This window comes from Hoeflea sp. CAU 1731 (assembly GCF_039888615.1).
Lineage (GTDB): Bacteria > Pseudomonadota > Alphaproteobacteria > Rhizobiales > Rhizobiaceae > Flavimaribacter.
Genome location: NZ_JBDQQS010000001.1, coordinates 749999 through 774317, shown reverse-complemented (window position 1 = coordinate 774317; position 24319 = coordinate 749999). Strand labels below are relative to the sequence as shown.

Genomic DNA, 24319 nt, shown 5'->3' with positions numbered 1-24319 from the left:
CATTTTGTCAGTTCAGAGGCGATCCGCTTTTGCTACGCGGCCTTCTTGTTCAGCGAGTCGAAACTCTCGCCGCGCTCCACGAGATCGACCAGCAGTTTTGCCGGTCTCCAGAATTCCGGATCCTTTTCCTCAAACTCCCGGATATCGGCCAGAATTTTGTCCAGTCCGATGATATCGGCCTGTTTCATCGGACCGCCGCGCCACCTTGGAAAACCGTAGCCGTAGAGCATCGCGATATCGACATCGAGCGGACGGAGCGCAATGCCTTCCTCGACGATGCGCGCGCCTTCATTCACCATCGCTGCGAAATAGCGGCGCATGATTTCCTCTTCGGTAAAGGTCTTCGGTTCGATTCCTTTTTCTTCTCGCACACGGTCGATTATTTCGAGGACTTCCGGGTCTTCCCTGCCGCCGCGGCCGCCCTGGTCGTAAATGTAAACTCCGCGTCCGGTCTTCTGTCCGAACCGGCCCAGCTCGGCGATCCGGTCCATGTGATCATGCGCGTAGCGTCCGTTCCATCCCGAGTCGCGCAGCCGCTTGCGGTTCGCGTAGCCGATGTCCAGCCCGGCAAGGTCGCCCATCTGGTGTGGTCCCATCGGGTAGCCGAAATTCACCACGGCTTTGTCGATCTCATAAGGACTTGCGCCTTCCTCAATCATGTAGGCGGCCTGGGTCAGGTAACGCTCGAGAATACGGTTTCCAATGAAGCCGTCGCACACGCCGGCGCGTACTGCTGTCTTGCGCAGTTTCTTTGCAAGCGCAAAGCCTGTGGCCGTCACGTCAGGCAGGGTTTTTTCGCCGACAACCACTTCCAGCAACTTCATGACATGCGCGGGCGAAAAGAAATGCAGTCCCAGAACGTCCTGCGGCCTGCCGGTCATGGCGGCAATCTCGTCGATATTCAGATAGGAAGTGTTGCTGGCCAGCACTGCGCCGGGCTTTGCGTGCTTGTCGATCCGCTCGAAGAGCTCCTTCTTGACGTCCATGTTCTCGAAGGCGGCTTCGATGATGATGTCTGCGTCGGCAATGTCGGCGATATCCGCGCTGACGGAGTAGAGGTCGTTGGCCAGCCGGTCGCGATTCGCCTGATCGATCTTTCCGCGCTTGAGGCCGTCATCGAGAATCTTCTCGACATTGGCGCGACCCTTGGCTGCGCTTTCTTTATCGCGTTCGACCATCGTGACGGGAAGTCCGGAATAAAGCATCGCGCAGGTGATGCCGGACCCCATGGTGCCGCCGCCGATCACGGCTGCGCGGTCGAGCGGACGCGGCGCGCCGGTTACGAGTTCCGGCACCTTGCCGACTTCGCGGTCGGCGAAGAAGGCGTGTATGAGCGCATCACGCTGTTCTGTGCCGAGCAGTTCGATGAACGCGTCGCGTTCGAATTTCATGCCTTCGTCGAAGGGCAATTCGGTCGCGGCCTTGATAGCCTCGACGCATTTGATCGGCGAGATCTGTCCGCGCGCCTTCTTTTCGACGGACGACAGTATGCCATCGAACAATGCCTTGTTACCCCTCGCGGCCGCGATCTTGTCTTCCATTTCGCTGGTCCGGCGCACGGGCAGGTTCTCGTTCATGATTCGATGTGCGAAATCGATTCCCGCCTGGAGGGGATCGTCGCCATCGTCGAGAGCATCGATAATGCCAAGTTTGAGAGCTTCCGGGGCGCCGACATGGCGTCCGCTGACGATGATATCCGTGGCCGCCTCTACGCCTATAAGACGAGGCAGACGCTGGGTTCCTCCGGCTCCCGGCAGCAAGCCGAGATGGACTTCGGGCAGGCCGACTTTGGCGGATTTCAGCGCAACTCTGTAGTGACAGGAAAGAGCCGTCTCCAGACCGCCGCCGAGCGCCGTTCCGTGTATTGCGCAGACCACAGGCTTGTCAACGGCTTCGATCGCATTGACGACCTCATAGAGGACTGGATGCATGATCGGCTTGCCAAATTCGCGAATGTCGGCGCCTGCGATGAATGTTCGTCCCTTGCCTACGATCACGGCGACCGCCGCCGACGCGTCTTTGTTAAACCGTGCGGCGGCTTCCATCAAACCTTTACGCACAGCGTGGCCGGCCGCGTTGACCGGTGGGTTGTCGATGGAAATGACGGCGACGCCGCCTTTGTCGCCAGCAAGGATTTCATAGGACACGTCTTCGGACATCAGCGAACCTTCAGTGCATGAATTGGGAATATTGTCGTCTAATTGAGACCTGTACCCCATCCGGGGTACAGGCAGTTTAATGCAGGCTTATTTTTCTCCGAGAGTTTTCCAGGCGCCATCCTGGATCTGGGAGATGACGACGGCGTCGCCTCCCTGATGGTCATCCGCGGAGTAGTCGATAAGGACGCCGGTGATCGGATCGGTGAAGCTCAGGCTTTCCATTGCTTTCTGGAAGCTTTCAGCATTCAGATCCGGGCCAGCCTCTTCAAACGCCATGACCAGACCTTCGGCAGCCGAGCGACCGAGCAGGGCGCCGGTGCCGGGAAATTCACCGAACTCAGCCTGGTAGGATTCAATCCACTGCTTGACGTAGGGATCATCCATGCGGGTCGTCAGGTCCGGCCAACCAGCGGCGGCGTAGAAGCCGTCCGTTATGCCTTCCGGCACCTTGGCGACAGCGGTGTGAAAGGCGGCGGACGATCCCAGGAACTTCATGTCGTCCATTCCGAGTTTCTTGGCGGTTCCAAGCACTGTAATGAGCTGTCTGATGCCGAGCGCCAGAGCGATGGTGTCGCAGCCTTCATTCTTCAGTTTGGTGAGTGAGCCGACGAAATCCTGCTCATCGGGCTTGTGCGTTGTTTCCGCTGCATAGGTCATGCCGAGCTTGTCGACGGAATCCTTTGCGCCTTCCTGGATTTCCTTGCCGAAATCGGTCGGAAGGATCATGGAGCAGACGACTTTGGCTCCCTCATTGTCCCTGAGGTATTCGATCCCGGCCAGGGTCTGGTCGTAATAGGACGAGAAACCAGCGTATTTGATGGGCGACGGCGGATCGATCATCTGACGCGCGGCTGTTAGCGGGCCGACATTGGCAATGCCTTTTTGTTCCAACAGCGGGAAACTGGCGATATTGATCGGCGTGCCAAGCGACAGGAGCATGACGAACACCTTGTCGGAATTGACCAGCTTGTTCAGGTTCTGCATGGCCTTCGGCATCTGGTAGCCATGATCTTCTGCGATCAGGCGCAGCTTGCGGCCATGGACGCCGCCCTTGGCGTTGACTTCTTCAAAATACTGCCGCGTGGCGTCCATTGCCGGCGCGCCGAAGGCGGCGAAGATGCCGGACATGTCGTTGTTCGAGCCGATAAGGATTTCCGTGTCGGTGACGCCTTGGGTCTGCGCCATGGCCTGCGGCGCGATTGCCGTGGACAGGGCCAGCGCCGCAGCGATGGTCATATGTTTGATTCTCATGATAGCTCTCCTCCTTAGCGAGATATGGATCTATGAGTACATGTTATCTATCAGCGCTTTGTGTTTTTTCTCCACGAAGCCGCGCTTGAGTTTCATGGTTGCCGTTAACTCTTCGTCTTCCGCGGTCAACAGAATGTCGATGAGACGAAACGCCTTGATCTGCTCGACCCGGGCGAACTCCCTGTTGACCTCGTCGATAATGCCCGCAATCAGGTCCTGCACCTCCTGCGCCGCGCAAAGCGAGGCGAAGTCGCCGAACGGGATCCTCCGGTCCTGCGCGTATTTTTCGACATTCTCCTGATCGATCATGATCAAACAGGTCAGGAACTTGCGACCGTCGCCGATGATGACGGCGTCCGAAATATAGGGCGAAAATTTGAGCTTGTTCTCGATTTCCGCCGGAGTGATGTTCTTGCCGCCGGCCGTAATGATGATGTCCTTAAGGCGGCCGGTGATCCGAAGGTATCCTTCCGGGTCGATCTCGCCGACGTCGCCGGTCCTCAGCCAGCCGTCCGGCGTGAATGTTTCCGCCGTCTTCTCGTTGTCGCGCCAGTAGCCCTGGAACACGTTCGCCGCCTTGTACTGGATTTCGCCGCCGTCGGCGATGCGCATGGCGCCGCCGGGCACGACCTGACCGACGCTGCCGACCCTGTTGTGTTCGACCGTGTTCAATGAAATCAGTCCGGCGCTTTCGCTCATGCCGTAACCTTCATAGAGATCGACGCCGATCGACTTGTACCAGCGGATCAGATCAGGCGATATCGGGGCCGCCCCGGTCGTGCCCCGCCGCAGCCGGTCCATTCCGATCATGCGCCGCAGGTTCTTCAGGACCAGATGGTCCCAAAATCCGTAATGCATCGCGGTGAGCAAGGGGACCGGTTTCCCCTTGAAAAGATAATCGGATCGTTTGCGGCCCGTTGCGACGGCGCGGTTGAACGCCCAGCGACCGAAGGGCGTCGCGTCGCCGATCATGATCGAGATGCGGGAGTAGATCTTCTCCCAGACCCGCGGCACTGCGGTGAAAATGTGCGGGCTGACCTCCTGCACATTGTCGAACACCGTCTCCGTGCTCTCGGCGAAATTGACGGTCGACTTTGCCGCAAGTGGTCCGAAGACCGATATCAGGCGTTCGAGAATATGGCACAGCGGCAGGAAACAGACCTGCTCGTCGCTTGAGAACGCCGGTAGAGTCACCGCGGCGACGGACGTCGTGTACATGATGTTGTGGTTCGAGACCATCACGCCCTTGGGCTTGCCCGTCGTTCCGGACGTATAGATGAGTATGGCAAGATCTTCCGGTTTGGAACGCGCGATCTCCTCCTCGAACAAATCCGGATTGTTCTTCAGGTGGATCCGGCCGAGATCGTAAAGCTCCTCAAGGAACATCACGCCGTCGTCGTGAAAGTCGTGCAGGCCTTCGCGGTCCAGTACGATGACCTTTGAGAGGCCGGGCATGTCGTTTCTTGCGGACAGAAACTTGTCGAGTTGCTCGTCGTTTTCGACAACCAGAAACTTGCTCTGAGAGTTGTCGACCAGATAGGCCAGCTGCGAAGCGGAGTCGGTCGTGTATACGCCGGACATCACACCGCCCATGCATTGGGTGGCGAGGTCGAAGTAGATCCACTCCTTGTTGTCTTCAGAAAGGATCGAAACGACATCGCCACGCTGCAGGCCCAGAGACGCCAGTCCGTGACCAATCAACCTGACATGTTCGAGAAAGTCGTTCCAGGAATAGGAAAGCCATATCCCGTATTCCTTTTCCCGGTGGGCCGTGCGTTCACCCAGTTCCCGGCAACGCTGCAGGAAAAGCTTCGGCAGCGTGTCGCACCCGTCAATGAAATACGGCCCGGTGTTCAGGTCGGCGTTGAGACTGACACCGTCGATGACCGTCTGCGGTGGCAGGGATTGCATTTGTCCCATCGATATGTCCTCCCTTGTCTTTCTAGCGCCAGGTCTTGCGCTGTTTCCAGCGTCTTTGTCCGCGCTGCGTTTCCTGGTGAGCGCCGAGATAGAATTCCTGTATGTCCTTTGACTGGGCGAGCTTCTTGGCTTCTCCGCTCATCACAATTCTTCCCAGCTCCATGACATAGCCGTAGTGGGCGACATCCAGCGCAACCTTGGCGTTTTGTTCAACCAATACCATGGTTACGTTCTGTTCGCGATTGAGGCGGCGGATGATCAAGAAAATCTCCTTGACCAGCAACGGGCTCAGACCAAGGCTTGGCTCGTCCAGCAGCATGATTTTCGGCCTCGCCATCAGACCGCGGCCGATCGCCAGCATCTGCTGTTGTCCTCCCGACAATGTGCCGGCCTCCTGCTGGCGTCTTTCCTTCAGGATTGGAAAGTACTGGTAGACGAGATCGAGATCCTTTTCGATTTCCGCGTGATCCGATCGCGTATAGGCGCCCATGCGCAGATTTTCCTCTACGCTCAATATGGGAAAGATTTCTCTCCCTTCCGGCACATGGACGATGCCGTCGCGCACAACCGCGTCAGGCGCCGATCCTTCAATGGCTTTTCCGTTGAAATGGACGGTGCCTTTTTCGGGATCCATCACGCCGGAAATCGTTTTCAGAAGCGTCGTCTTGCCGGCGCCGTTGGCGCCGAGCACAGTCACGATCTGACCTTCCTGGACCTGCAGGCTGACCCCGCGGATGGCCATGATCGGACCGTAGAAGCTTTCGAGATTGTCGATCTTGAGGAGAGACGGGGAATGCATGTTCACAGGACTGCCTCCTCTTGTTCGGTCAGATCGTCGGCGCCGATATAGGCTTCAATCACGGCGGGGTCGGACTGCACCTCCTTGGGAGATCCGATCGCCAGCATCTTGCCGTCGGCAAGCGCCAGAACCCGGTCAGAAACAGAGCTGACGAGATGCATGTCGTGCTCGACCATCAGGACCGTGATGCCCATGACCTTCTTGATGTCCTCGACCCAGAAGGCGACGTCCTGGGTTTCCTCGACTGACAGTCCGGAAGCAGGCTCGTCCAGCAACAGAAGCTTGGGTTGAATTGCCAGAGCCCGCCCCATTTCGACGACCTTGCGCACGCCGTACGGAAGCCCGGCGATCAGCTTGTCGCGATAGGGCTGCAGGTCGAGAAACTCGATAACATGCTCGACGGCTTCGCGGTGATGGCGCTCCTGATCGCGGACGAACGGCGTAAAGAGCATGTCCGACAGGAAGGACGAGCGACAATGCGTGTGTCGTCCGACGAGCAGGTTCTGCAGGACTGAGGAATGTTCGAACAGCTCGATATTCTGGAAAGTTCGCGCGACGCCGAGTCCCGGTATGTCGTGCGGCGCCGTGCCGAGGATCGACTTGCCTTCGAACAGAATGTCGCCGTTTGCAGGTGTGTAAAACCGCGAAATCAGGTTGAACACGGTGGACTTTCCGGCGCCGTTCGGACCAACCAGCGCAAAGACCTCGCCTTCCTCGACGTTGAAGGAGACATCGTTGACGGCGACCAGGCCGCCGAAACGCACGGTCACGTCCTTGAGTTCGAGAAGGCTCATCGCGTGCGCTCCGTCTTGAGGTAGCTCTTCTGCCGGCGGAACATGTCGCGCCTGTAGAAGGGAAACAGCGAGAAATAGGTTCGGATCTTGATCCAGCGACCGTAGATCCCGAGCGGCTCGAACAGGATGAAGATAACCAGCAGACCTCCAAAGATCGCAGTCTCTAGGCCGGGTATCGTGATCGATCCAACCCCCAGCATTTTTGCGATACCGTCGCGGCCGAACGCGATGACAAGCGGCAGGAGGCCAATGATGATCGCGCCGAAAAACGCGCCGTGGATCGAACCCAGCCCGCCGACCACGATCATCAGAAGAAGCGTGATCGAGATGATGATGTTAAAGGTTTCGTTTGTGAACACGGTTGCGAAATGTCCCATCAGCGCTCCGCCGAGGCCGGTGATGAAACAGGATATTGCAAATGCGATCGTTTTCGTGCGGGCGACGTTGACGCCCATGGCTTTTGCCGAGACTTCCGAATCCCTCACCGCGCTAAAGGCGCGTCCAATGGGTGAGCGAATAATGTTGCGGTAGAAATAAAGCACGATGAGTGTGACGACGAGCACGAGCCAATACAATTCATCAGGATGGCCGTATCGGCTGAACTGGAACCCGAAAATCTGGATGTCCGGCGCAAAAATTCCACCTACGCCCCCGGTGATCGGTTCCAGGATGACGATCAGATCTTCCGCCAGCACGGATATTGCGAGCGTTGCGATCGCCAGATAGATGCCGTGCAATTTGGTCGTCGGCATTGCGATGATGGCGCCCGCCACGCCTGCCGTCAGGCCAGACAGTGGAAACGACAGGATAAACGGGATGCCGAGCTGGGTTTGATAGATGACATTGGAATAGGCGCCGACGGCCATGAACGCCGCGTGGCCGAGGCTGACCTGGCCGGACTGGCCGACGAGAATCATCAGGCCCATGCCGCAGATCGCCCAAATCAGAACCAGTGTGGCCTCGCCAATCAGATAGTCGTCGATCAGGAAGGGCAGGGCGATGGCGACGACGAGCAGCAGCAGGTACCAGAAGGCCTGCGACTGATGCTTGAACATTCTGATATCGGCGTCGTAGGAAGTCTTGAAGACAAAACGCATTCTGACCGCCTCACACTTTTTTCGTCTGGACCTGGGACAAAATCCCATGGGGTCGGATGAACAACATCAGAACAAGCAGCAGGTACGGCATGATTTGCGAATAACCTGCCGGCATGTAACGCGCCGAAAAAGGCTCGATCAGTCCGACAATCAGGCCACCGAGAAGCGCGCCAGGCAGGCTGCCGAAACCGCCGATTACAGCGGCCGCGAAGGCCTTGATGCCGAGCAGGCCTGCGTTCGGATCGATTGAGCTTTTGGAAGCGAACAGGATTCCTGCGATCGTTGCAACGATTCCCGACAGCGCCCAGATCATCGAATGGATCCTTTTGACAGGGATGCCCATGTAGTAGGCGGCGAGCTGGTTCTGCGAGGATGCCTGCATGGCGACGCCGAGTTTTGTTCGGGCGAAGAACAGGAACAGCGTCAACGTCAGGATAATCGTCACGGCGATCACGACGATTTCGTCCAACCCAAGCACAAGGCCGCCGAAGCGGACTTCCACGCCGGTCATGGGCGATTCCAGGGACTGCGGTTCATGTCCCCAAATGGCGCCCGCGATAAAGCGAATGACGAAGCCGAGAGCGATTGTCAGGATGACAACGGCGACCTGAGATTGTCCGAACATGCGTCGCAGCACCACGAAGTCGAGGAGGTATCCAAGAAAGCCCATTATGCCGATCGCGAGGATGCAAGAGAGCCAGAACGGCAAATCCATGTATTCGGCGTTGTTGAAGCCGAGCGTGATAAAGGCGCCCAGCATCATGAAATCGCCCTGAGCGAAGTTGACCGCTTCCGTCGCCTTGTAGATCAGCACAAAGCCGAGAGCGATCAGTCCGTAGACGCACCCGTTTGCCGCGCCGCTTACGAAAAGCTGCAAAATATCCAAATCCGAGGCCCTCCCAAGCCCGTGTCGGAACCGCTCCTCGCGCGGTTCCCAGTTATCGAACGACCTTTCGTCCGGTCTCTATAATCATGGTGTCAGCATCACCTTGGCGTGGGCCTTCTGTAAAGCCGGAACCAGATCACGCATTGCATTTTCCAGGCGAATCACGGCGTCGACTTCCGTTTGCCACTTGCCCGACACGAAGCGTTCCTGAACCTCGGCGATCGCCTGCATTTGCTGTTCTGGCGTGGTGTCCATAAACCAGCGCGTGAGCCAGAAGCCCTCGATGTGCTTCTGCATGAAGACGAATTGACCCATTTCCGGGATCACGGGCGGCTCAGGATCGAGCTTGCCATAGACCACCCAGCGCGCGCCGGTCGGCATTGCCGTGAACAGGTCAGCCGAAACCTGGTTGGCGACTGCGTCGAGCAGGAGGCGCGGCTTTTCAACCTTGATGACCTCTTTCGCCTTTTCGATGAAATCCGCAGAACCAGTCACTAGAACATGCTTTGCGCCCAGTTCCTTCAAATGCGCGACTTGGCTTTCCTTGCGCACGATGCAGATCGGAGCGACGCCGTGATCGCGGCCTAGCGCGGTCATCAACTTGCAAAGCTGACTGTTGGCCGCCGTCATAATGAAGCTGGAGACGCCAGCCTTGCGCGCGATATCGAACATCGCCAACGCGGTCAGCGGATTGACAATATGTCCCGCCGCGTCCTCGTCGCGCATGTCGTCGCGGACCGGAATGCAAACGGTGGCGGGCGTGACGGCATATTCCGCCCACGCGCCCGAGTTTGGCGTCTGCACCGTGAATGCCACGCGTTGGCCAACCAGCGCCTTGGCGCGGCTTCCCTTGCCTGAAACGACTTCGCCGACGGCCTCAAACCCCGCCGGCGCTCCCTTGACGCGGGGTTGGCCGTATTCGCCCTTGATGAAGTGAAGGTCGGAAGGGTTGATGGACGCCATGGCGACCTTGATCAGAACCTGACCGTCCTCGATTTCCGGCGTCGGGATACGCGCTGCTTCGAGATAAAGCCCCAGATCGTCGATCTGCGGGCCTTCGCGTGTCCCGGAGAAACCGTCGTGTTTCTGGATCAATGCAAACATGTCGTTGGAACTGCTCACGATGGGGTGTCCTCCGGAACCAGAATGATCTTGCCTGTCGCGCCGCGATCGAGCACGCGTTTAAGAATGGCCGGAGCGTCGGCGAGGGGATAGCGTCCCTCGATATAGGGTTTGACCGTGCCCTGCATGCGCCAGCCGATCAATTCCTTCATGTTGTCTGCGTAAACTTCCGGCTCGTACCGGGTGAATGCACCCCAGAAAACCCCGACCACCGAGAACTCCTTTACGAGAGTCAGGTTCACGGGAAGGGAGGGAATCCTTCCGGAGGCAAAGCCGATAACGAGCAGGCGACCGTTGCGCGCCATGCAGCGACAAGCCGTGTCGAAGGCGTCGCCGCCTACAGGGTCGAAAAGCACGTCGACGCCCTTGTTGCCGGTCAGATTGCGCAGGTCGTCCTTGAGATTGTCGTAGCCGATGGCCTCGTCGGCGCCGCTTTGCCTCGCGATTTCCTGCTTCCGCGCAGAGGCCGCAACCGCGATGACCCTGGCGCCCATGGCCTTTGCGATTTGTATCGCGGCGATCCCGGTGGAGCCGGCTGCGCCCAGAACCGCGACGGTTTCGCCGGGCTGCAGTTCCGCGCGCTGCTTGAGCGCATGATGAGACGTGCCATAGGCGCAGAGCAGGGCGCAGGCGTCCGATGGATCAAGACCGTCCGGCAGCGGGAATACAGCCGACTGGTCGGCCGTCACCATCTCGGCGTAAGCGCCGAGTTGATTGAGAACCGCTACCCGGTCGCCGGGCTTGAATCCTTTGACATCAGGACCAACGGTTTCCACAACGCCGGCTGCTTCCATGCCGGGAATGAACGGTGTGGCGGGCTTCATTTGATAGAGACCCTGAACGAGCAGACCGTCGGGGTAATTGACGCCGATCGCCTCTGGCCGGATCACGACAGAGGTCCCGGTCGCAACTGGATCGTCGATCTCCTTGAGAGCGAGACCCTCGAGGGGTCCGTAGTCTTCACAGACAATCGCCTTCATCTATACGCGCTCCTGGGTGTATTTGCGCAGTTCCGTGCGCGCCACTTGCCTGCGGTGAACGGCGTCGGGCCCGTCCGCGAGCCGCAGCGTCCGCAGGTTCGTCCAGGCCCGCGCCAGCGGCGTATCCTGGGATACGCCCTGACCGCCATACATCTGGACCGCCTCGTCGGTGATCTTGAGGGCGACCCGGGGCGCGACAACCTTGATCTGACTGATCCAGGGGGCCGCGGCTATCGGGTCGCCCTTGTCCATCATCCATGCGGCTTTCAGGCACAGGAGTCGCGCCATCTCAATCTCCATACGGCTTTCTGCGATGATGTCGTAGTTGGCGCCCAGTTGCGCCAGTTTCTTTCCGAAGGCTTCTCGCCGCAGCGCGCGCGTGCACATCAGTTCAAGCGCGCGCTCCGCTTGGCCGATCGCGCGCATGCAGTGGTGGATGCGCCCCGGCCCAAGCCGACCCTGCGCGATCTCGAAACCGCGTCCCTCGCCGAGAATGAGATTGTCCGCCGGAACTCGCACATCGGTAAAGCGCAGGTGGAAGTGACCATGCGGCGCGTCGTCATGCCCATAGACCTGCATCGGTCTCAGCTTTTCGACGCCAGGCGTGTCTGCGGGCACGAGTATCATCGAGTGACGCTTGTGTTTCGGTTCGTCCTCTCCGCCGGTCTTCACCATCGTAATGTAGATTGCGCAGCGGGGGTCGCCGGCCCCTGACGACCACCATTTTTCGCCGTTGAGCACGTATTCGTCGCCATCGCGGACGCAGCTCATCTGGATATTCGTCGCATCGGAGGAGGCGACGTCGGGCTCGGTCATTAGATACGCCGAGCGGATCTTTCCATCGAGCAGCGGAGCAAGCCACTTTTCCTTGTGTTCCTCGCTGCTGTAGCGCTCAAGCACTTCCATATTGCCGGTATCCGGCGCGGAACAGTTGAAAACCTCTGCGCCCAGATGCGCCTTGCCCATCTCTTCCGCGAGATAGGCGTATTCCACCGTCGTCAGGCCGTAGCCGCGGTCCGAATCCGTCAACCAGAAATTCCAGAGACCCCGGTCTCTGGCGGTTTTCTTCAGTCCTTCCAGAATTTCAGTCTGTCGCGGCGTAAAGGTCCAGCGATCTCCCTTGCCAACCTCCTCGAGGAACTCTTCCTCCAGCGGCAGGATTTCTTCGGTAACCATTGTTCTGACCGCTTCAAGAAGCGGTTGAAGACGTTCCGTGATCCCAAGGTCCATTTCAGACATCCTGCAAATACTCCTTCCCAATGCCGAGCCCCTGCAGTGCAAACCGTGTGCAACGGGAGGCTATTTCGTCGAGTTGTTCATCGTCGTCGGTGTCGCGTGGCGAATACCAGAAGATTGGTGAATTCAGCGCCATCAGAAAAATTTGCGTGGCGATGCCGGAAGACTCGAAATCGGCTTTCCCGCTCTCCTTGGCGCCTTCGATCACTTCCCGGAAGCGGACAGCGTAGGACTCGCGAAGACCCTGCAATTCCACCAGGGTCTCGCGCTGCTCCGGCGTCGTCGCCCCGCGCATCAGCAATGAGACGCCTTCCCACACGCACCGCTGAAACGGACGCGTCCTCAACATCGTCAGGCAATGGACCTTCGCCATCGCTTTCAGCTTTTCGATGGGATCGTCATAGGCCCTGCATAGCGGCTTGATCGCGGCCGCGTTCAGTTCCATTCCATAGCGATAGACATCGGCGAAGAGATCCGCCTTCGAACGGTAATGATGATAGATACGCCCCTTGGTCGAGCCAAGACGGCGCGCCACGTCGTCGATGCTCGAGGCATTGTAACCGCGTTCCATGAAACACAGTGCTGCTGCCTCCAGGATTTCCTCCTGATGTATCCGCGCTGTTCCGGTTTCGGAATCCGATGTGGCGCTCAAAATTCCTCCCAACGGCGCCTTGCGGTCGCGATCTTTTGTCCGTCGACGACCTCTTCTCCCATGGCTTGACCGTACTGCAGCTTGGAGCATACTACCGGGTATGTTGTCAATCGCCTTGTATCTGCTGCAAGCTGATGTCCATCATCGAAAAAACATATCGCTGGAGGACAGCATGACATCGCGAATGACAGGCAACAGAATACTGATAACGCGCTCGCAAGACTATATGGGGCCTGCCTGTGTCGACATGTTCATGAAGGAGGGCGGCGATGTTATCGCTGATGAGAGCGACCTGAATACGGAGGCTGCGTGCCGGAAAGTCATCGAGGAGGCCGGCCATATTGATGTGCTCATTGTCAATCTGGCGGCGCCGAATCACTATGGCGTGCTTGTGAGCGATCTCGCCGAGGAGGATTGGCTTCAAACTTTCGAACTGCTTGTGCACCCGCTTCAAAGGCTCGTGAAACACGCACTTCCGCCGATGATCGAACGCAGGAAAGGCAAGATCATCGTCGTCGGTAGCGCAACGCCGCTTCGTCCGATGGGAAGATTGTGCGCTTACAGCGCAGCGCGGGGCGCCCAGATATCCTACGTGAAATCCGTCGGTGTGGAGGTCGCCCGGCACAATGTGCAGGTCAATCTTATAGCGCAGAACTGGGTGGAAAATCCTGCCTACTACCCTCCCGAACTGATGGAGAACGAGAAGTTCCTCAAAAACCTGAAGGATCAGGTTCCCTTGGGCCGACTGGCGAAGCCGGAGGAGGACGCAGCTTTGGCGCTGTTCCTTGCTGGCGAAGAGAGCGACTTTTTCGTGGGGCAGGCGATACCCTTCAGCGGCGGCTGGGCGAGTTGAGCAGTCATTGATAAACGACGCCTTCTGGATTATGCGGTCGGCACGAATAATCCTTCTTAAACTGACTGGGTCAAAATCACCACATGCGGATATTCGCCTACAAGCCCGGGCATGACGGCCATGTCGCCGCGATCGAGGATGGCGGGCTCGTCTTCTCGATCGAGGCCGAAAAAGATTCCGGCAAGCGTTATGGCCCGATCGCCACGGACATGCTGCTGGATAGTCTGCAGAAGCTCGACTGGGTTCCTGATGTAATGGCGACGTCCGGCTGGATGCGTGAATTCCGGCCCATGGCCGATCCGATCGGGGCTGGCTATTACGGGTTTGACGGCAATTCCATTATCTCCAGCGAAACAAAGATGATGGGGCGTAGTGTCCGCTATTTCTCGTCGTCGCACGAACGATCGCACCTGATCGGCAGCTACGCCATGTCGCCGTTTCCCCAGGGCGAACCCGTCTATGCGCTCGTGTGGGAAGGCGTAATCGGCAATTTTTACCGGATCGACGAGGATCTGGTCGTTACGAAAATCGGTTCTCCCTTCAACGGTCCCGGGCATAAATATGGCTTCCTGTACGGACTGGCCGATCCGGCCTATCCGCTCGACGCCAGGAAGTCGCGCAGGGAAGACGCCGGAAAGCTTATGGCGCTGTCTGGTTTCGGCGAAGACGTCGCGCAGACGCCGGAAGAAGCGGCGCTGATCGAGCAAATCCTGGGCTGGGACGCCAGCGAATATCCGCTGATGAAGAAAGATTTTGCAGATTCTCCATTCTGTAATATCGGGCTCGACAGCCAGGAGTTCAGAAATCTCGCGAAACGGTTTCAGAACGAGATCTTCGGGCGTTTTTGCGCATTTGCAGAAGAGAACATGAAAGAGCGGCTGCCTATCCTCGTGTCCGGGGGATGCGGCCTGAACTGTGACTGGAACAGCGAGTGGCGCGGCTGCGGTTTGTTCGCTGACGTCTTCGTGCAGCCTTGCACAAATGATTCCGGTTCGGCTATCGGAACGGCTGTCGACGCCCAGTTTCATTACACTGGAAACGCCAAGCTGGACTGGACCGTCTATGCTGGCGAACGCTTCGTTCATGATGAAACCGATCTGAATGGTTTTGACGTCGCGCGCCTCGATCTCCGGGACTTTGTCACGGATTTGTCGGACGGAAAGATATTCGCCTGGGTCACTGGCCGCTATGAAATCGGTCCGCGCGCTTTGGGTAACCGGTCTCTGATCGCCGCGCCGTTCACCACGGAAACGCACCGTCGCCTGAACGCCATCAAGAAACGCGAAGGCTTTCGGCCGATCGCGCCTATTTTGATGGAAGAAGAACTCGACAGGCTTTTCAACAATCACGGCCCCAGTCCGCACATGCTGTACTTCCAGACCGTGAAAACCGATTCGCTCAAGGCTGTGACGCATGTCGACGGTTCGGCCCGCGCACAGACCGTCAACGCGTCGCAAAATCCGGAGATGTACAGGCTGCTGGAAGCGTTTCGGGCGAAAACCGGGTACGGAGTATTGTGCAACACATCGCTCAACTTCAACGGTCGAGGCTTTATCAACAGGATGAGCGATCTGGTCGCATACGCTCTGCAGACCGGCCTGGACGGTTTCGTGGTCGACGGGACCATTTACCACCGCCATGATCATGCCGGCGTTTCCTGAATCCGTTCCTTTCTTGTATGTGGTGCGCCACGGGCAAACCCACTGGAACGACCAGGGGCGCTTTCAGGGGCAAGCGGATATCGATTTGAATGACGCGGGCAGGGCGCAGGCCAAGGCCGCAGGACTTCGCCTGAAGGCCTTGTTAATCGACAGGGATCAGCGAATCGAAGAATTCGACCTCCTGTCTTCACCCTTGATCAGAGCCCGAAAAACCGCTGAGATTCTCTGCCAGGTCAATAGCTCCGATGTGTCTCGCATTCGCCTTGACCAGAGGCTCGGCGAATTGTCGTTCGGCGATTGGGAGGGGATGACCACGCTGGAGGTCAAGGCGCGTTTCCCTTCCTTGAGAAAAAAGCGGAAAGCCGACCGCTGGAACTTTCGTCCTCCGGGAGGAGAGAGTTACGTTGATGCAACACCGCGAATAAAAAACATGTTTCTTAATTTTCGTCGGCCATCAATTCTGGTTTGTCATACAGGTGTGATGCGAATAATACTCCATCTGCTTGGCGATATGCCTAAGGGCGACGCCTCGATCCATGTAATCGCGCATGGTGATATTCTGATTTGGTCTGACGGCCGGCTGATTTGTGATGAAACACCATTGCAAATATAACCATACTGTGGAAGCTGAGGTGAAAAAATTCGATAAGCCTATGATGCCGGGGACAGGATGGTTTTTCTGCAATGAGTGAAGCTTCGCCAGATCTGCTGCGCGTGGAAGATTTGCACGTGGAGATTGGCCCGCAAGAGAGCAAGGTCGAAGTTGTCAAGGGCGTCAGTTTTCGAATCCCCAAGGGCAAGACGGTGGCGCTGGTTGGCGAATCCGGCTCCGGGAAATCGATCATCGCTCAGACCATCATGGGTATTTTGCCGGATATCGCCGATATTACAGAAGGTTCGATAAAGTTCTTCGATCCTGACAAGAACGGCGAATTCGTCGATATCGCGACCTTGCCGCGAGACGGTAAAAGAATGCGTAATCTGCGCGGCGGACGTATTTCGATCATTTTCCAGGAGCCGATGACGTCGCTGTCTCCGGTTCACACCGTAGGCAACCAGATAGACGAAGCCCTGTATCTGCATCGCGATGTTTCGAAGAAGGAATGCCGCGAACTGACCGAACAGATGCTCGAGCTAGTCGGCTTTCCGAATCCCTCGCGCGCATACGGGATGTACGCGATGGAATTGTCCGGCGGGTTGCGTCAGCGCGCCATGATCGCCATGGCGCTGGTGTGCAATCCGGCCCTTTTGATTGCGGACGAACCCACGACGGCGCTCGACGTCACCGTTCAGGCGCAGGTGCTCGCCGTGCTGAAGGACGTGCAGCGCAAGCTGGGCATGTCGCTGCTGCTGATTACCCATGATCTTGGCGTTGTCGCGAACATGGCGGACGAAATCCTGGTGCTCTATCACGGTACGCTGATGGAGGCCGGGACGCTCAACGAGATATTCACAAACCCGCAACACCCGTATTTGCTCGCTTTGCTGGCGGCCGTGCCGCGGCTTGAGATGCAGCCTGGCGAGAAGCTGGTCGCGCTGCGCGAAGTGACGCAGGAACTGCCCGAGTCCTTCAAGGAGAAGGCGAAAGAGCGGAAGCAGGGCGAAGACGAAAAAATTTTACGGGTGAACAATCTTTCGAAAAGCTTCGCCGTCAAGAGTGAGCAAAGCCTGTTGGGATCCGCTGGAGAACATGTCCTGGCTGTCGACAACGTGTCTTTTTCCGTTCGTTATGGCGAATGTTTCGGACTGGTTGGCGAAAGCGGTTGCGGAAAAACCACGCTCAGCAAGATGATCATGCGGGCGCTGACGCCGACATCCGGAGAAATCTTTTTTACGGATGAGGATGGCGAGGTCGATCTCGCCCACCTCAAGGGCAAGGCGCTGTTCGAGCAGCGGCGTCGCATCCAGATGGTCTTTCAGGATCCGTTTTCTTCGCTTAGCCCGCGCTCCACTGTCATGAATATCCTGTCGGAGCCACTGGAGATCCACGGAATAGGAAATCGGCAATGGCGTCGCGAGAGAGCCAAGGAACTCATGACAATGGTTGGCCTGTCGCCGACATTGCTCAACCGATACCCGCACAGTTTCTCTGGCGGTCAACGCCAGCGTATCGGTATTGCGCGGGCGCTTGCTCTTGATCCCGACCTGCTCATCTGCGACGAGCCGGTGTCGGCGCTTGATGTGTCGGTTCAGGCGCAGATACTCAACCTGTTGACCAGGCTTCGGAAAGAACTCAACCTGACGTCAGTTTTCATTTCGCACAATCTGGCCGTGGTCAATTACGTCGCCGATCGCGTGGCCGTCATGCGAGGCGGGCGGATCGTCGAAATCGCGCCGGGCGAAGTCCTGTTCCGCGACCCGGTACACCCCTATACCCAGAATTTGTTCAAATCGATTCCCACGACCGATCTCAATCATCCTCTGCCGCTGGATGAGACAAACCTGCTGTCGATCGGTACACCTGACGTGTGGGATCAACGTTTCGTGCCCGAAGGACCGGGCGCGCCCATGGAGATGCTCGAAGTCGGATCGGATCATTTCGTTCTTGTTCGGCCGAGCAGCGTTACAAGGAGGATGGTGGCATGAAAAGAGGCCTGCTGTTCACATTGATGGTGTGTCTTGTGTTCGTCGCTGGAACTGCGCGCGCAGACGAGGCGTTGAAGGAGCCGCCCATCCTCGCGCCGCTCGTCGAATCCGGCAAATTGCCGCCGATGACGGAGCGCCTGCCGAAAGACCCGTTCGTGGTGGATTTCGAGAAAGAGTCCAAGACGATCGGCCGGTATTGTTGCCAACTCGTAACCCTCCTTGGCAGCGCCAAAGACATTCGCATGATGACCGTCTACGGCTATGCGCGCCTGATCGGTTTCGGACCTGACTACAAGCTCAGACCGGATATTCTGGAGAGTTTCGAGTCCGAAGAAGGGCGAATTTTCACCCTGCGCATTCGCGAAGGACACAAATGGTCGGACGGCGAGCCATTCACCTCCGAAGATTTCCGGTATTTCTGGGAAGATGTGGCCAATAATGGAGACCTGTCGGGATCCGGCGTGCCGCAAGTCCTGCTTTCCAACGGCAAACCGCCGAAGTTCGAAGTCATCGACGAACGCACGGTGCGCTATACGTGGGAGGATCCAAATCCAGCCTTCCCGCTTGGCCTTGCAGGGCCGAGCCCGGAATACATCTACATGCCGTCCCACTACATGAAGCAGTTCCACACCACCTACAATGATGCGGATACGCTTGCGAAAATGGCTGAGGACGGCGGGTACCGCAACTGGGCTGCAATGCACACGGTCAAGGGGCGGCAATACCGCACGGAAAATCCGGAGTTGCCAACCCTGCAGCCGTGGCGCAACACCACTGACGGGCCGTCAAAGCGTTATGTCTTTGAACGCAATCCCTACTACCATCGCGTCGATCCGAATGGTCAGCAGCTTCCCTATATCGATGAAGTGATCATTTTGACCGAGTCGGTCGACATCATTCCGGCCAAGGCCGGAGCAGGAGAGAGCGATCTTCAGGCGCGTTACCTGCATTTCGATGATTACACCTTCCTGAAGCAAGGTGAGGAAACGCAGGACTACAATGTCCTTCTATGGCGCAACGGCGTCGCAAACCAGATTTCGCTCTATCCAAATCTCAATGTGAGCGATCCGGAGTGGAACAAGCTCAATCAGGACGTCCGCTTTCGCCGGGCTCTGTCGCTTGGGCTCAATCGCGACGAGATAAATCAGCAGCTTTTCTTTGGTCTCGCGAAAGCAGGCGGCGATACGGTTCTTCAGGAATCGCCGCTGTACAAGGAAGAGTATGCGAGCGCCTGGACAAATCTCGATGTCGAACAGGCGAACAAGCTTCTCGACGAAATCGGCCTGACAGAGCGCGACTCCAAGGGCGTTCGTCTGCTGCCGAATGGCAAGCCGATGGAGCTGATTGTCGAAAGCGCAGGCGAAAGCACCGAGGAAACCGATGCGCTTGAACTCGTTCGCTATCACTGGGAACAGCTTGGCATCAAGGTTTTCACTCGTACCCTGCAGCGCGACATTCAGCGTCGTCGCTTCCTGACCGGTGAAACAATCATGACGATTTCCAAGGGGCTGGATATCGGTCTGGCGACGCCCGAAACCAATCCCGAGCAGCTTGCGCCGGTGTCGCCGTCCCAGCCAAACTGGCCGAAATGGGGTCAGTACACGGAGACGAACGGAAAGGCCGGCGAGCCCGTGTCGCTTCCGGCGGCAGAGAAGCTTCTAGAGCTCTACAATTCGTGGAGGCAGTCAACCAATATCGATCAGCAGGAAGCGATCTGGGCGGAAATGCTTGCGATTTATTCCGACAATGTCTTCTCGATCGGGGTTGCGCGGGAGACGATCCAGCCGGTCGTCGTCGACAAGAAACTGAAAAATATTCCTGCCGACGCAATATTCGCCTGGTCGCCTACGGCCTTCTTCGGGATCTTCCGACCCGATACATTCTGGTTCGAAGAATAGCAGGCAGTATGCTCAGATATATCATCTTTCGCTTTTTCGCGATGATTCCGACGCTGCTTATCGCCAGCGTCCTAATCTTCTCGATTATCGAACTTCCGCCCGGCGACTATTTCGAGACTTATGTCGCGGAATTGCAGGCTTCGGGCGAGACAGTCGATCCGCAGAAGATTGAATATCTGCGCAAGGAATATGGCTTCGACAAGCCGGTCTGGCAGCGATACTTCAGTTGGGTCTGGGGCATGCTGCATGGAGATTTCGGCTATTCGTTCGAATATGAAAGGCCGGTTTCGGAGCTGATTGGATCGCGGCTTATGTTGACGATGCTGTTATCCTTCGTAACCATCATATTCACATGGGTCGTCGCCTTTCCGATTGGCATTTACTCTGCAACGCACAAATACTCGTTTGGCGATTACAGTTTCACCTTTCTGGGGCTGATAGGCCTCGCCACGCCAAACTTCCTGCTTGCCCTTGTGATGATGTATTTCGCCAAGGTCTGGTTCGGCACGTCCATCGGGGGATTGATGGACCCGGTCTATATCGATCAGCCGATGAGTTGGGGGAAGTTCGGATCCATTGCGGAGCACATGGTCATACCGGTCGTCGTCATCGGCACGGCCGGCACGGCCGCGATGATCCGGCGTATCCGGGCAAATCTTCTCGATGAGCTCAAGAAGCAATATGTGATAACGGCCCGTGCGAAGGGTTTGCCGCCGACCCGAACGGTGTTGAAATATCCGTTCCGTATGTCGTTGAATTTCTTCATCGCCGACATTGGCAGCATTCTTCCCAATATCGTTTCCGGCGCCGAAGTGGTCGCGATCGTCCTGTCGCTCGAGACGACAGGTCCGCTGCTTATCCGCGCCCTCAAAAGCCAGGATATGTATTTGGCTGGTTCGTTCCTGATGTTCCTTGCAGTGCTGACCGTCATCGGTGTGCTGATTTCCGATATCGCGCTCGCGATCCTCGATCCGCGCATCAGACTTCAGGGAAAGCCGGAAAAATGAACGATTCGTCTTTGCCCAGACCGGGAAAACCCCTCGGACACTACGTCTCTACCGCCGAGTTTGACCCGTATTCGGTTGAGCAGCTCACGCCAGAACAGGAGAAGTATTTCTTCGCCTCGCAGCGTCAGCTCATCTGGTGGAAGTTCAAGAAACACCGCGTGGCCTACTGGTCGGCGCTTGTTCTCCTGTTTTTCTATGTGGTTATAGCCTTTGCGGAATTCATCGCGCCTTACGAACTGACGCGGCGCCATCAGGAATACATTTATGCGCCGCCACAAGGTGTGCATTTTTTCAAGGATGGCGAGTTCGTCGGACCGTTTGTCTATCAGCGCATCCGCACGCTCGATATGGAGCTCTTGAAGCGCAAATACGCCGCCAATGAAGCCAAAACCTATCCTATTGGCTTTTTCTGCGACGGCGACGAATACAAGCTGTGGGGATTAATTTCGTCTAGCAAACATTTGTTCTGCGTGCGGGACGGCGGCACATTGTTCCTGCTTGGAACGGACCGGCTCGGGCGAGACCTGTTCTCCCGAATAATCTATGGCGCGCGCATATCGTTGACGATCGGTCTGATCGGCGTCGCCGTGAGCTTCATACTCGGCATTTCGATCGGCGGTCTCGCCGGTTACTATGGCGGCTGGGTCGACAATATCGTCCAACGGATGATCGAAGTGCTTCAGTCCATACCCAGCATTCCCCTCTGGCTGGCGCTGGCGGCGATCATGCCGGTCACTTGGAGTCCGTTGCTCGTCTATTTCGGCATCACGATTATTCTTGGCCTGCTCGACTGGACGGGTATGGCGCGCGCCGTGCGCTCCAAGCTTCTTTCGCTCAGAGAAGAAGACTATGTCATGGCGGCGCAGCTGATGGGCGCGAGGCCAAGTCGAATCATCGCGCGGCACCTGGTCCCTGGCTTTATGAGCCACCTGATTGCTTCAGCCACGATCACCATTCCTACGATGATCCTGGGCGAAACTGCTCTCAGCTTCCTGGGTCTCGGATTGCGGCCGCCGGTCACAAGCTGGGGCGTTCTTCTCAACGAAGCGCAAAACATCAGCGTGGTCGTGCTTTATCCGTGGCTGATCCTGCCGGTTGTTCCGGTGATCGTGGTGATCCTTGCCTTCAACTTCATGGGCGATGGCCTGCGCGACGCAGCCGATCCCTATCAGTAGATCTATCCGAGCTCTCTGATTGCCTTGCCCAGAGTGGCCGCTGCGACGGCCACGTCATGGCGCTCCCGCACATAGGCGGCTCCCGCATTGCCGAGCGAACGCCGAAGAGATGGATCAGACAGAAGACGGCGAAGCGCCGCCGCCATGTCTTCGTTGTTCTTTGCAAGTAAGCCGGTCTTTCCGTCGTCGACCACGGCGGGAACGCCGGCGTTGTCGAGCGCGACGACCGGCGCACTTCGCGACTGGGCTTCGAGATAGACCATTCCGATAGGCTCGCGAATGCCAGGCCACACAAAGATATCGGAGCGGTCCATCAAGTCGAACATCATTTGATGTTCGACATTCCCGAGCAGCTTCAGCCGCTCTGGCGCAATGAAGGAAAGCAACTCCGCCACCGTATCTCGCTTGGGACCGTCCCCGGCGACAACCAGGTTCCAGTTGTCATGGCCGATCGCCAACAGGGACGCGGCAAGGGATTCGTAGCACTGCAGCTTCTTGCCGGGCCGCATCATGCCGGCGGTCATCAGCACCGGATCGCCGTTTTTGAAAAGGGGCGGGGATTGAGGCGCCGTATCGGGTTGAATCGACAGGTCGAGAAATGGCGCCAGTCGATTCGCAGACCGCATATCCGGCATAAAGCTTTCCAGATAGGTCCAGTCGCTGTCCTTCAATACGAAATTGATCGCGGCTGCCCTGACCGCTTCCTTTGTCGCTAGCCTGCCTTTTTCCCAATCCGCGTCGCTGTCCTGCGCAGTTCGTGCGGCTTCCGCAGTCGCATAGGGGACGCCGAATTCGCGTGAAAAATACGGTCCCAGCCAGTCGGGCGATTTGCAGTAGGGGTGATAGGTGAACCAGAGATCGGGGCGCAGTTGCGGGTCTTGTATCCAGCTGTCCCGAATTCGCGCCTTTTCGGCCTCCACCTCGCTGTAGCGTCGGGCGTAAAGATCGGGATCAGCGCGCTTCTGATAGCTCTTGACCTCTGATGCGAGCATCACGTCAAAGCCGGCTTTCGCAAGGGCGCGCATGAGCAGACGCGCGATTTCCCGGTCGCCGGACGGATGCGGATCTTTTGGAGATTTCAGCGGCGCGTAGAAGGCGATCTTTTTGATCATGGGTCGCTGTTACCTGAAATCAGCCGGCTCAGGGTTTCTGCGGTTCTGGCTGCGCCATCGGTCTCGATCGAACGCCAATCGGGAGCCGGTTTCGCCATCACCCTGCGGATCGCTTCCGCCAGCATGTCGGGCGTCTTTTCTTCATGCCCTACCATTTCGACGAGACCGCGTTGTGACAGCAGTTCCGCCCTGCGCAGCTGTTCGGTCTCCTTGTCGTTCCATTGCGGCGCTATTACTGCGCGGCATCCGGCGGCCATCAAGTCCGCGACCGTGTTGTACCCGGCAAGGGATATCGATAGCTTAGCCTTTGAGAGAAGGGTGGGAAGATCTGTCAGGAATGTGCGAAGCGTGACGTTTCCGCCCGTCGCCAGTTCGCCGAGGGCGTCGAATTCTTCCTTAGCCATATAAGGGCCGGCGCAGACGCACCATCGAGCGTACTTGAGGCTCGTGCTCTCGCGAGCAAGGAGCGCGGCGCGAATGAGTTCACGGCCGAGCATTCCGCCGCCGGCCGTCACCACAACATCGAAATGCATCTGCGGTTCGCTGTCCGGATTGATGCGTGGCGTGACAATGCCTGTGTAATGAAGCTTGTCGCGAATTTTGTCGACGAAAGGGAATGTGGCTTCGAGAGGCGTCAGTCGAGTATCGCCATGGACGAGGACGCCATCGAAGAACTGATCGATGATCTCCACCGTCTGCATATCCTTGGATGGCTTGTTGCCCTCCTGCAATATATCGCGGATCGAAGCGAGGATGATCGGTCGTTTTGCAAGCGCGGATGCCGCCTCGAGAAACGGAAGAAGTTCGAAATGCATCTGTCGGCGGCCGAAAGGAAACGCTTCGGTGATGATGACGTCGGGTCGTAGGTTCTGGAGAAGTAGGAGCAGGGCGTCGCGGCGCATGTCCTTGTACGCGTCGTCCGCCGGGCGTCCATCCGCGTCGAGCAGCCGCGTATCATCTGCCGCAGCCCAGCGTAGCGAGGGCATGTAGTGGATGTCGGCGCCGCAGGAAACCATGTCTGGCAGTTTTTCACCGCCGTGGGCTATGGTGACGTCAAACCCGGTTTCGACCAGTCTTTCGACAATACGCATGGTTCTGAAGACGTGACCGACGCCCAGAAGGTGCTGCACG

Annotated in this window: 20 protein-coding genes; 7 read left to right on the top strand and 13 right to left on the bottom strand. The window is 57.6% G+C overall.

Annotated features, from left to right (window positions below):
* Positions 1 to 32: 32 nt before the first annotated feature.
* The 11 genes from AAFN47_RS03690 to AAFN47_RS03640 form a co-directional block, all read right to left on the bottom strand.
* Complete coding sequence (locus tag AAFN47_RS03690) at positions 33 to 2159, bottom strand: 3-hydroxyacyl-CoA dehydrogenase NAD-binding domain-containing protein (protein ID WP_499807849.1); 2127 nt, start codon at positions 2157 to 2159, stop codon at positions 33 to 35.
* Positions 2160 to 2246: 87 nt separating this feature from the next.
* On the bottom strand, positions 2247 to 3410 hold the full coding sequence (locus tag AAFN47_RS03685) for an ABC transporter substrate-binding protein (RefSeq protein ID WP_499807848.1): 1164 nt from the start codon (positions 3408 to 3410) through the stop codon (positions 2247 to 2249).
* 30 nt (positions 3411 to 3440) lie between these two features.
* Positions 3441 to 5330, bottom strand: a complete 1890-nt coding sequence (locus tag AAFN47_RS03680) for an AMP-dependent synthetase/ligase (protein ID WP_499807847.1) — start codon at positions 5328 to 5330, stop codon at positions 3441 to 3443.
* Positions 5331 to 5352: 22 nt separating this feature from the next.
* Positions 5353 to 6129, bottom strand: coding sequence for an ABC transporter ATP-binding protein (locus AAFN47_RS03675; protein ID WP_499807946.1), 777 nt, complete (start codon positions 6127 to 6129; stop codon positions 5353 to 5355).
* Positions 6130 to 6131: 2 nt separating this feature from the next.
* Positions 6132 to 6923, bottom strand: a complete 792-nt coding sequence (locus AAFN47_RS03670) for an ABC transporter ATP-binding protein (RefSeq protein ID WP_499807846.1) — start codon at positions 6921 to 6923, stop codon at positions 6132 to 6134.
* Positions 6920 to 8020, bottom strand: a complete 1101-nt coding sequence (locus tag AAFN47_RS03665) for a branched-chain amino acid ABC transporter permease (RefSeq protein ID WP_499807845.1) — start codon at positions 8018 to 8020, stop codon at positions 6920 to 6922. Before AAFN47_RS03665 ends, AAFN47_RS03670 begins: the two co-directional genes overlap by 4 nt.
* A 10-nt stretch (positions 8021 to 8030) precedes the next feature.
* On the bottom strand, positions 8031 to 8906 hold the full coding sequence (locus AAFN47_RS03660) for a branched-chain amino acid ABC transporter permease (protein ID WP_499807844.1): 876 nt from the start codon (positions 8904 to 8906) through the stop codon (positions 8031 to 8033).
* A gap of 84 nt (positions 8907 to 8990) precedes the next feature.
* Positions 8991 to 10028, bottom strand: a complete 1038-nt coding sequence (locus AAFN47_RS03655) for an alcohol dehydrogenase catalytic domain-containing protein (RefSeq protein ID WP_499807843.1) — start codon at positions 10026 to 10028, stop codon at positions 8991 to 8993.
* On the bottom strand, positions 10025 to 11008 hold the full coding sequence (locus tag AAFN47_RS03650; protein WP_499807842.1) for an NADPH:quinone oxidoreductase family protein: 984 nt from the start codon (positions 11006 to 11008) through the stop codon (positions 10025 to 10027). The genes AAFN47_RS03655 and AAFN47_RS03650 overlap by 4 nt, the downstream gene beginning before the upstream one ends.
* Entirely contained in the window at positions 11009 to 12247 is a 1239-nt protein-coding gene (locus AAFN47_RS03645; RefSeq protein ID WP_499807841.1) for an acyl-CoA dehydrogenase family protein, read from the bottom strand. It lies immediately after the preceding gene.
* The gene (locus tag AAFN47_RS03640; protein ID WP_499807840.1) at positions 12240 to 12896 is read right to left on the bottom strand and encodes a TetR/AcrR family transcriptional regulator; all 657 of its coding nucleotides are present in this window, start codon (positions 12894 to 12896) and stop codon (positions 12240 to 12242) included. Before AAFN47_RS03640 ends, AAFN47_RS03645 begins: the two co-directional genes overlap by 8 nt.
* 184 nt (positions 12897 to 13080) lie before the next feature.
* Between AAFN47_RS03640 and AAFN47_RS03635 the strand changes: the two genes are divergently transcribed.
* From AAFN47_RS03635 to AAFN47_RS03605, 7 genes are all read left to right on the top strand, one after another.
* Positions 13081 to 13749: an SDR family NAD(P)-dependent oxidoreductase gene (locus AAFN47_RS03635; RefSeq protein WP_499807839.1), complete on the top strand. Its 669-nt coding sequence runs from the start codon at positions 13081 to 13083 to the stop codon at positions 13747 to 13749.
* An 83-nt stretch (positions 13750 to 13832) separates the two neighbouring features.
* Entirely contained in the window at positions 13833 to 15410 is a 1578-nt protein-coding gene (locus tag AAFN47_RS03630; RefSeq protein ID WP_499807838.1) for a carbamoyltransferase C-terminal domain-containing protein, read from the top strand.
* Positions 15388 to 16023, top strand: coding sequence for a histidine phosphatase family protein (locus AAFN47_RS03625; protein WP_499807837.1), 636 nt, complete (start codon positions 15388 to 15390; stop codon positions 16021 to 16023). The genes AAFN47_RS03630 and AAFN47_RS03625 overlap by 23 nt, the downstream gene beginning before the upstream one ends.
* A gap of 71 nt (positions 16024 to 16094) precedes the next feature.
* Positions 16095 to 17996 carry an ABC transporter ATP-binding protein gene (locus AAFN47_RS03620; RefSeq protein WP_499807836.1) on the top strand — a complete coding sequence of 634 codons (1902 nt, stop codon included), beginning with the start codon at positions 16095 to 16097 and terminating at the stop codon, positions 17994 to 17996.
* A complete protein-coding gene (locus tag AAFN47_RS03615; protein ID WP_499807835.1) occupies positions 17993 to 19894 on the top strand; it encodes an ABC transporter substrate-binding protein in 1902 nt (633 codons plus the stop codon). The genes AAFN47_RS03620 and AAFN47_RS03615 overlap by 4 nt, the downstream gene beginning before the upstream one ends.
* Positions 19895 to 19902: 8 nt before the next feature.
* Positions 19903 to 20901: an ABC transporter permease gene (locus tag AAFN47_RS03610; RefSeq protein ID WP_499807834.1), complete on the top strand. Its 999-nt coding sequence runs from the start codon at positions 19903 to 19905 to the stop codon at positions 20899 to 20901.
* Entirely contained in the window at positions 20898 to 22076 is a 1179-nt protein-coding gene (locus tag AAFN47_RS03605; RefSeq protein ID WP_499807833.1) for an ABC transporter permease, read from the top strand. Before AAFN47_RS03610 ends, AAFN47_RS03605 begins: the two co-directional genes overlap by 4 nt.
* A 2-nt stretch (positions 22077 to 22078) precedes the next feature.
* On the opposite strand, the gene AAFN47_RS03600 is transcribed toward AAFN47_RS03605, so the two are convergent.
* Together AAFN47_RS03600 and AAFN47_RS03595 are read right to left on the bottom strand one after the other, a co-directional pair.
* Complete coding sequence (locus AAFN47_RS03600; protein WP_499807832.1) at positions 22079 to 23188, bottom strand: glycosyltransferase family 4 protein; 1110 nt, start codon at positions 23186 to 23188, stop codon at positions 22079 to 22081.
* Complete coding sequence (locus tag AAFN47_RS03595; RefSeq protein ID WP_499807831.1) at positions 23185 to 24318, bottom strand: glycosyltransferase family protein; 1134 nt, start codon at positions 24316 to 24318, stop codon at positions 23185 to 23187. Before AAFN47_RS03595 ends, AAFN47_RS03600 begins: the two co-directional genes overlap by 4 nt.
* Between the last annotated feature and the right edge of the window lies 1 nt (position 24319).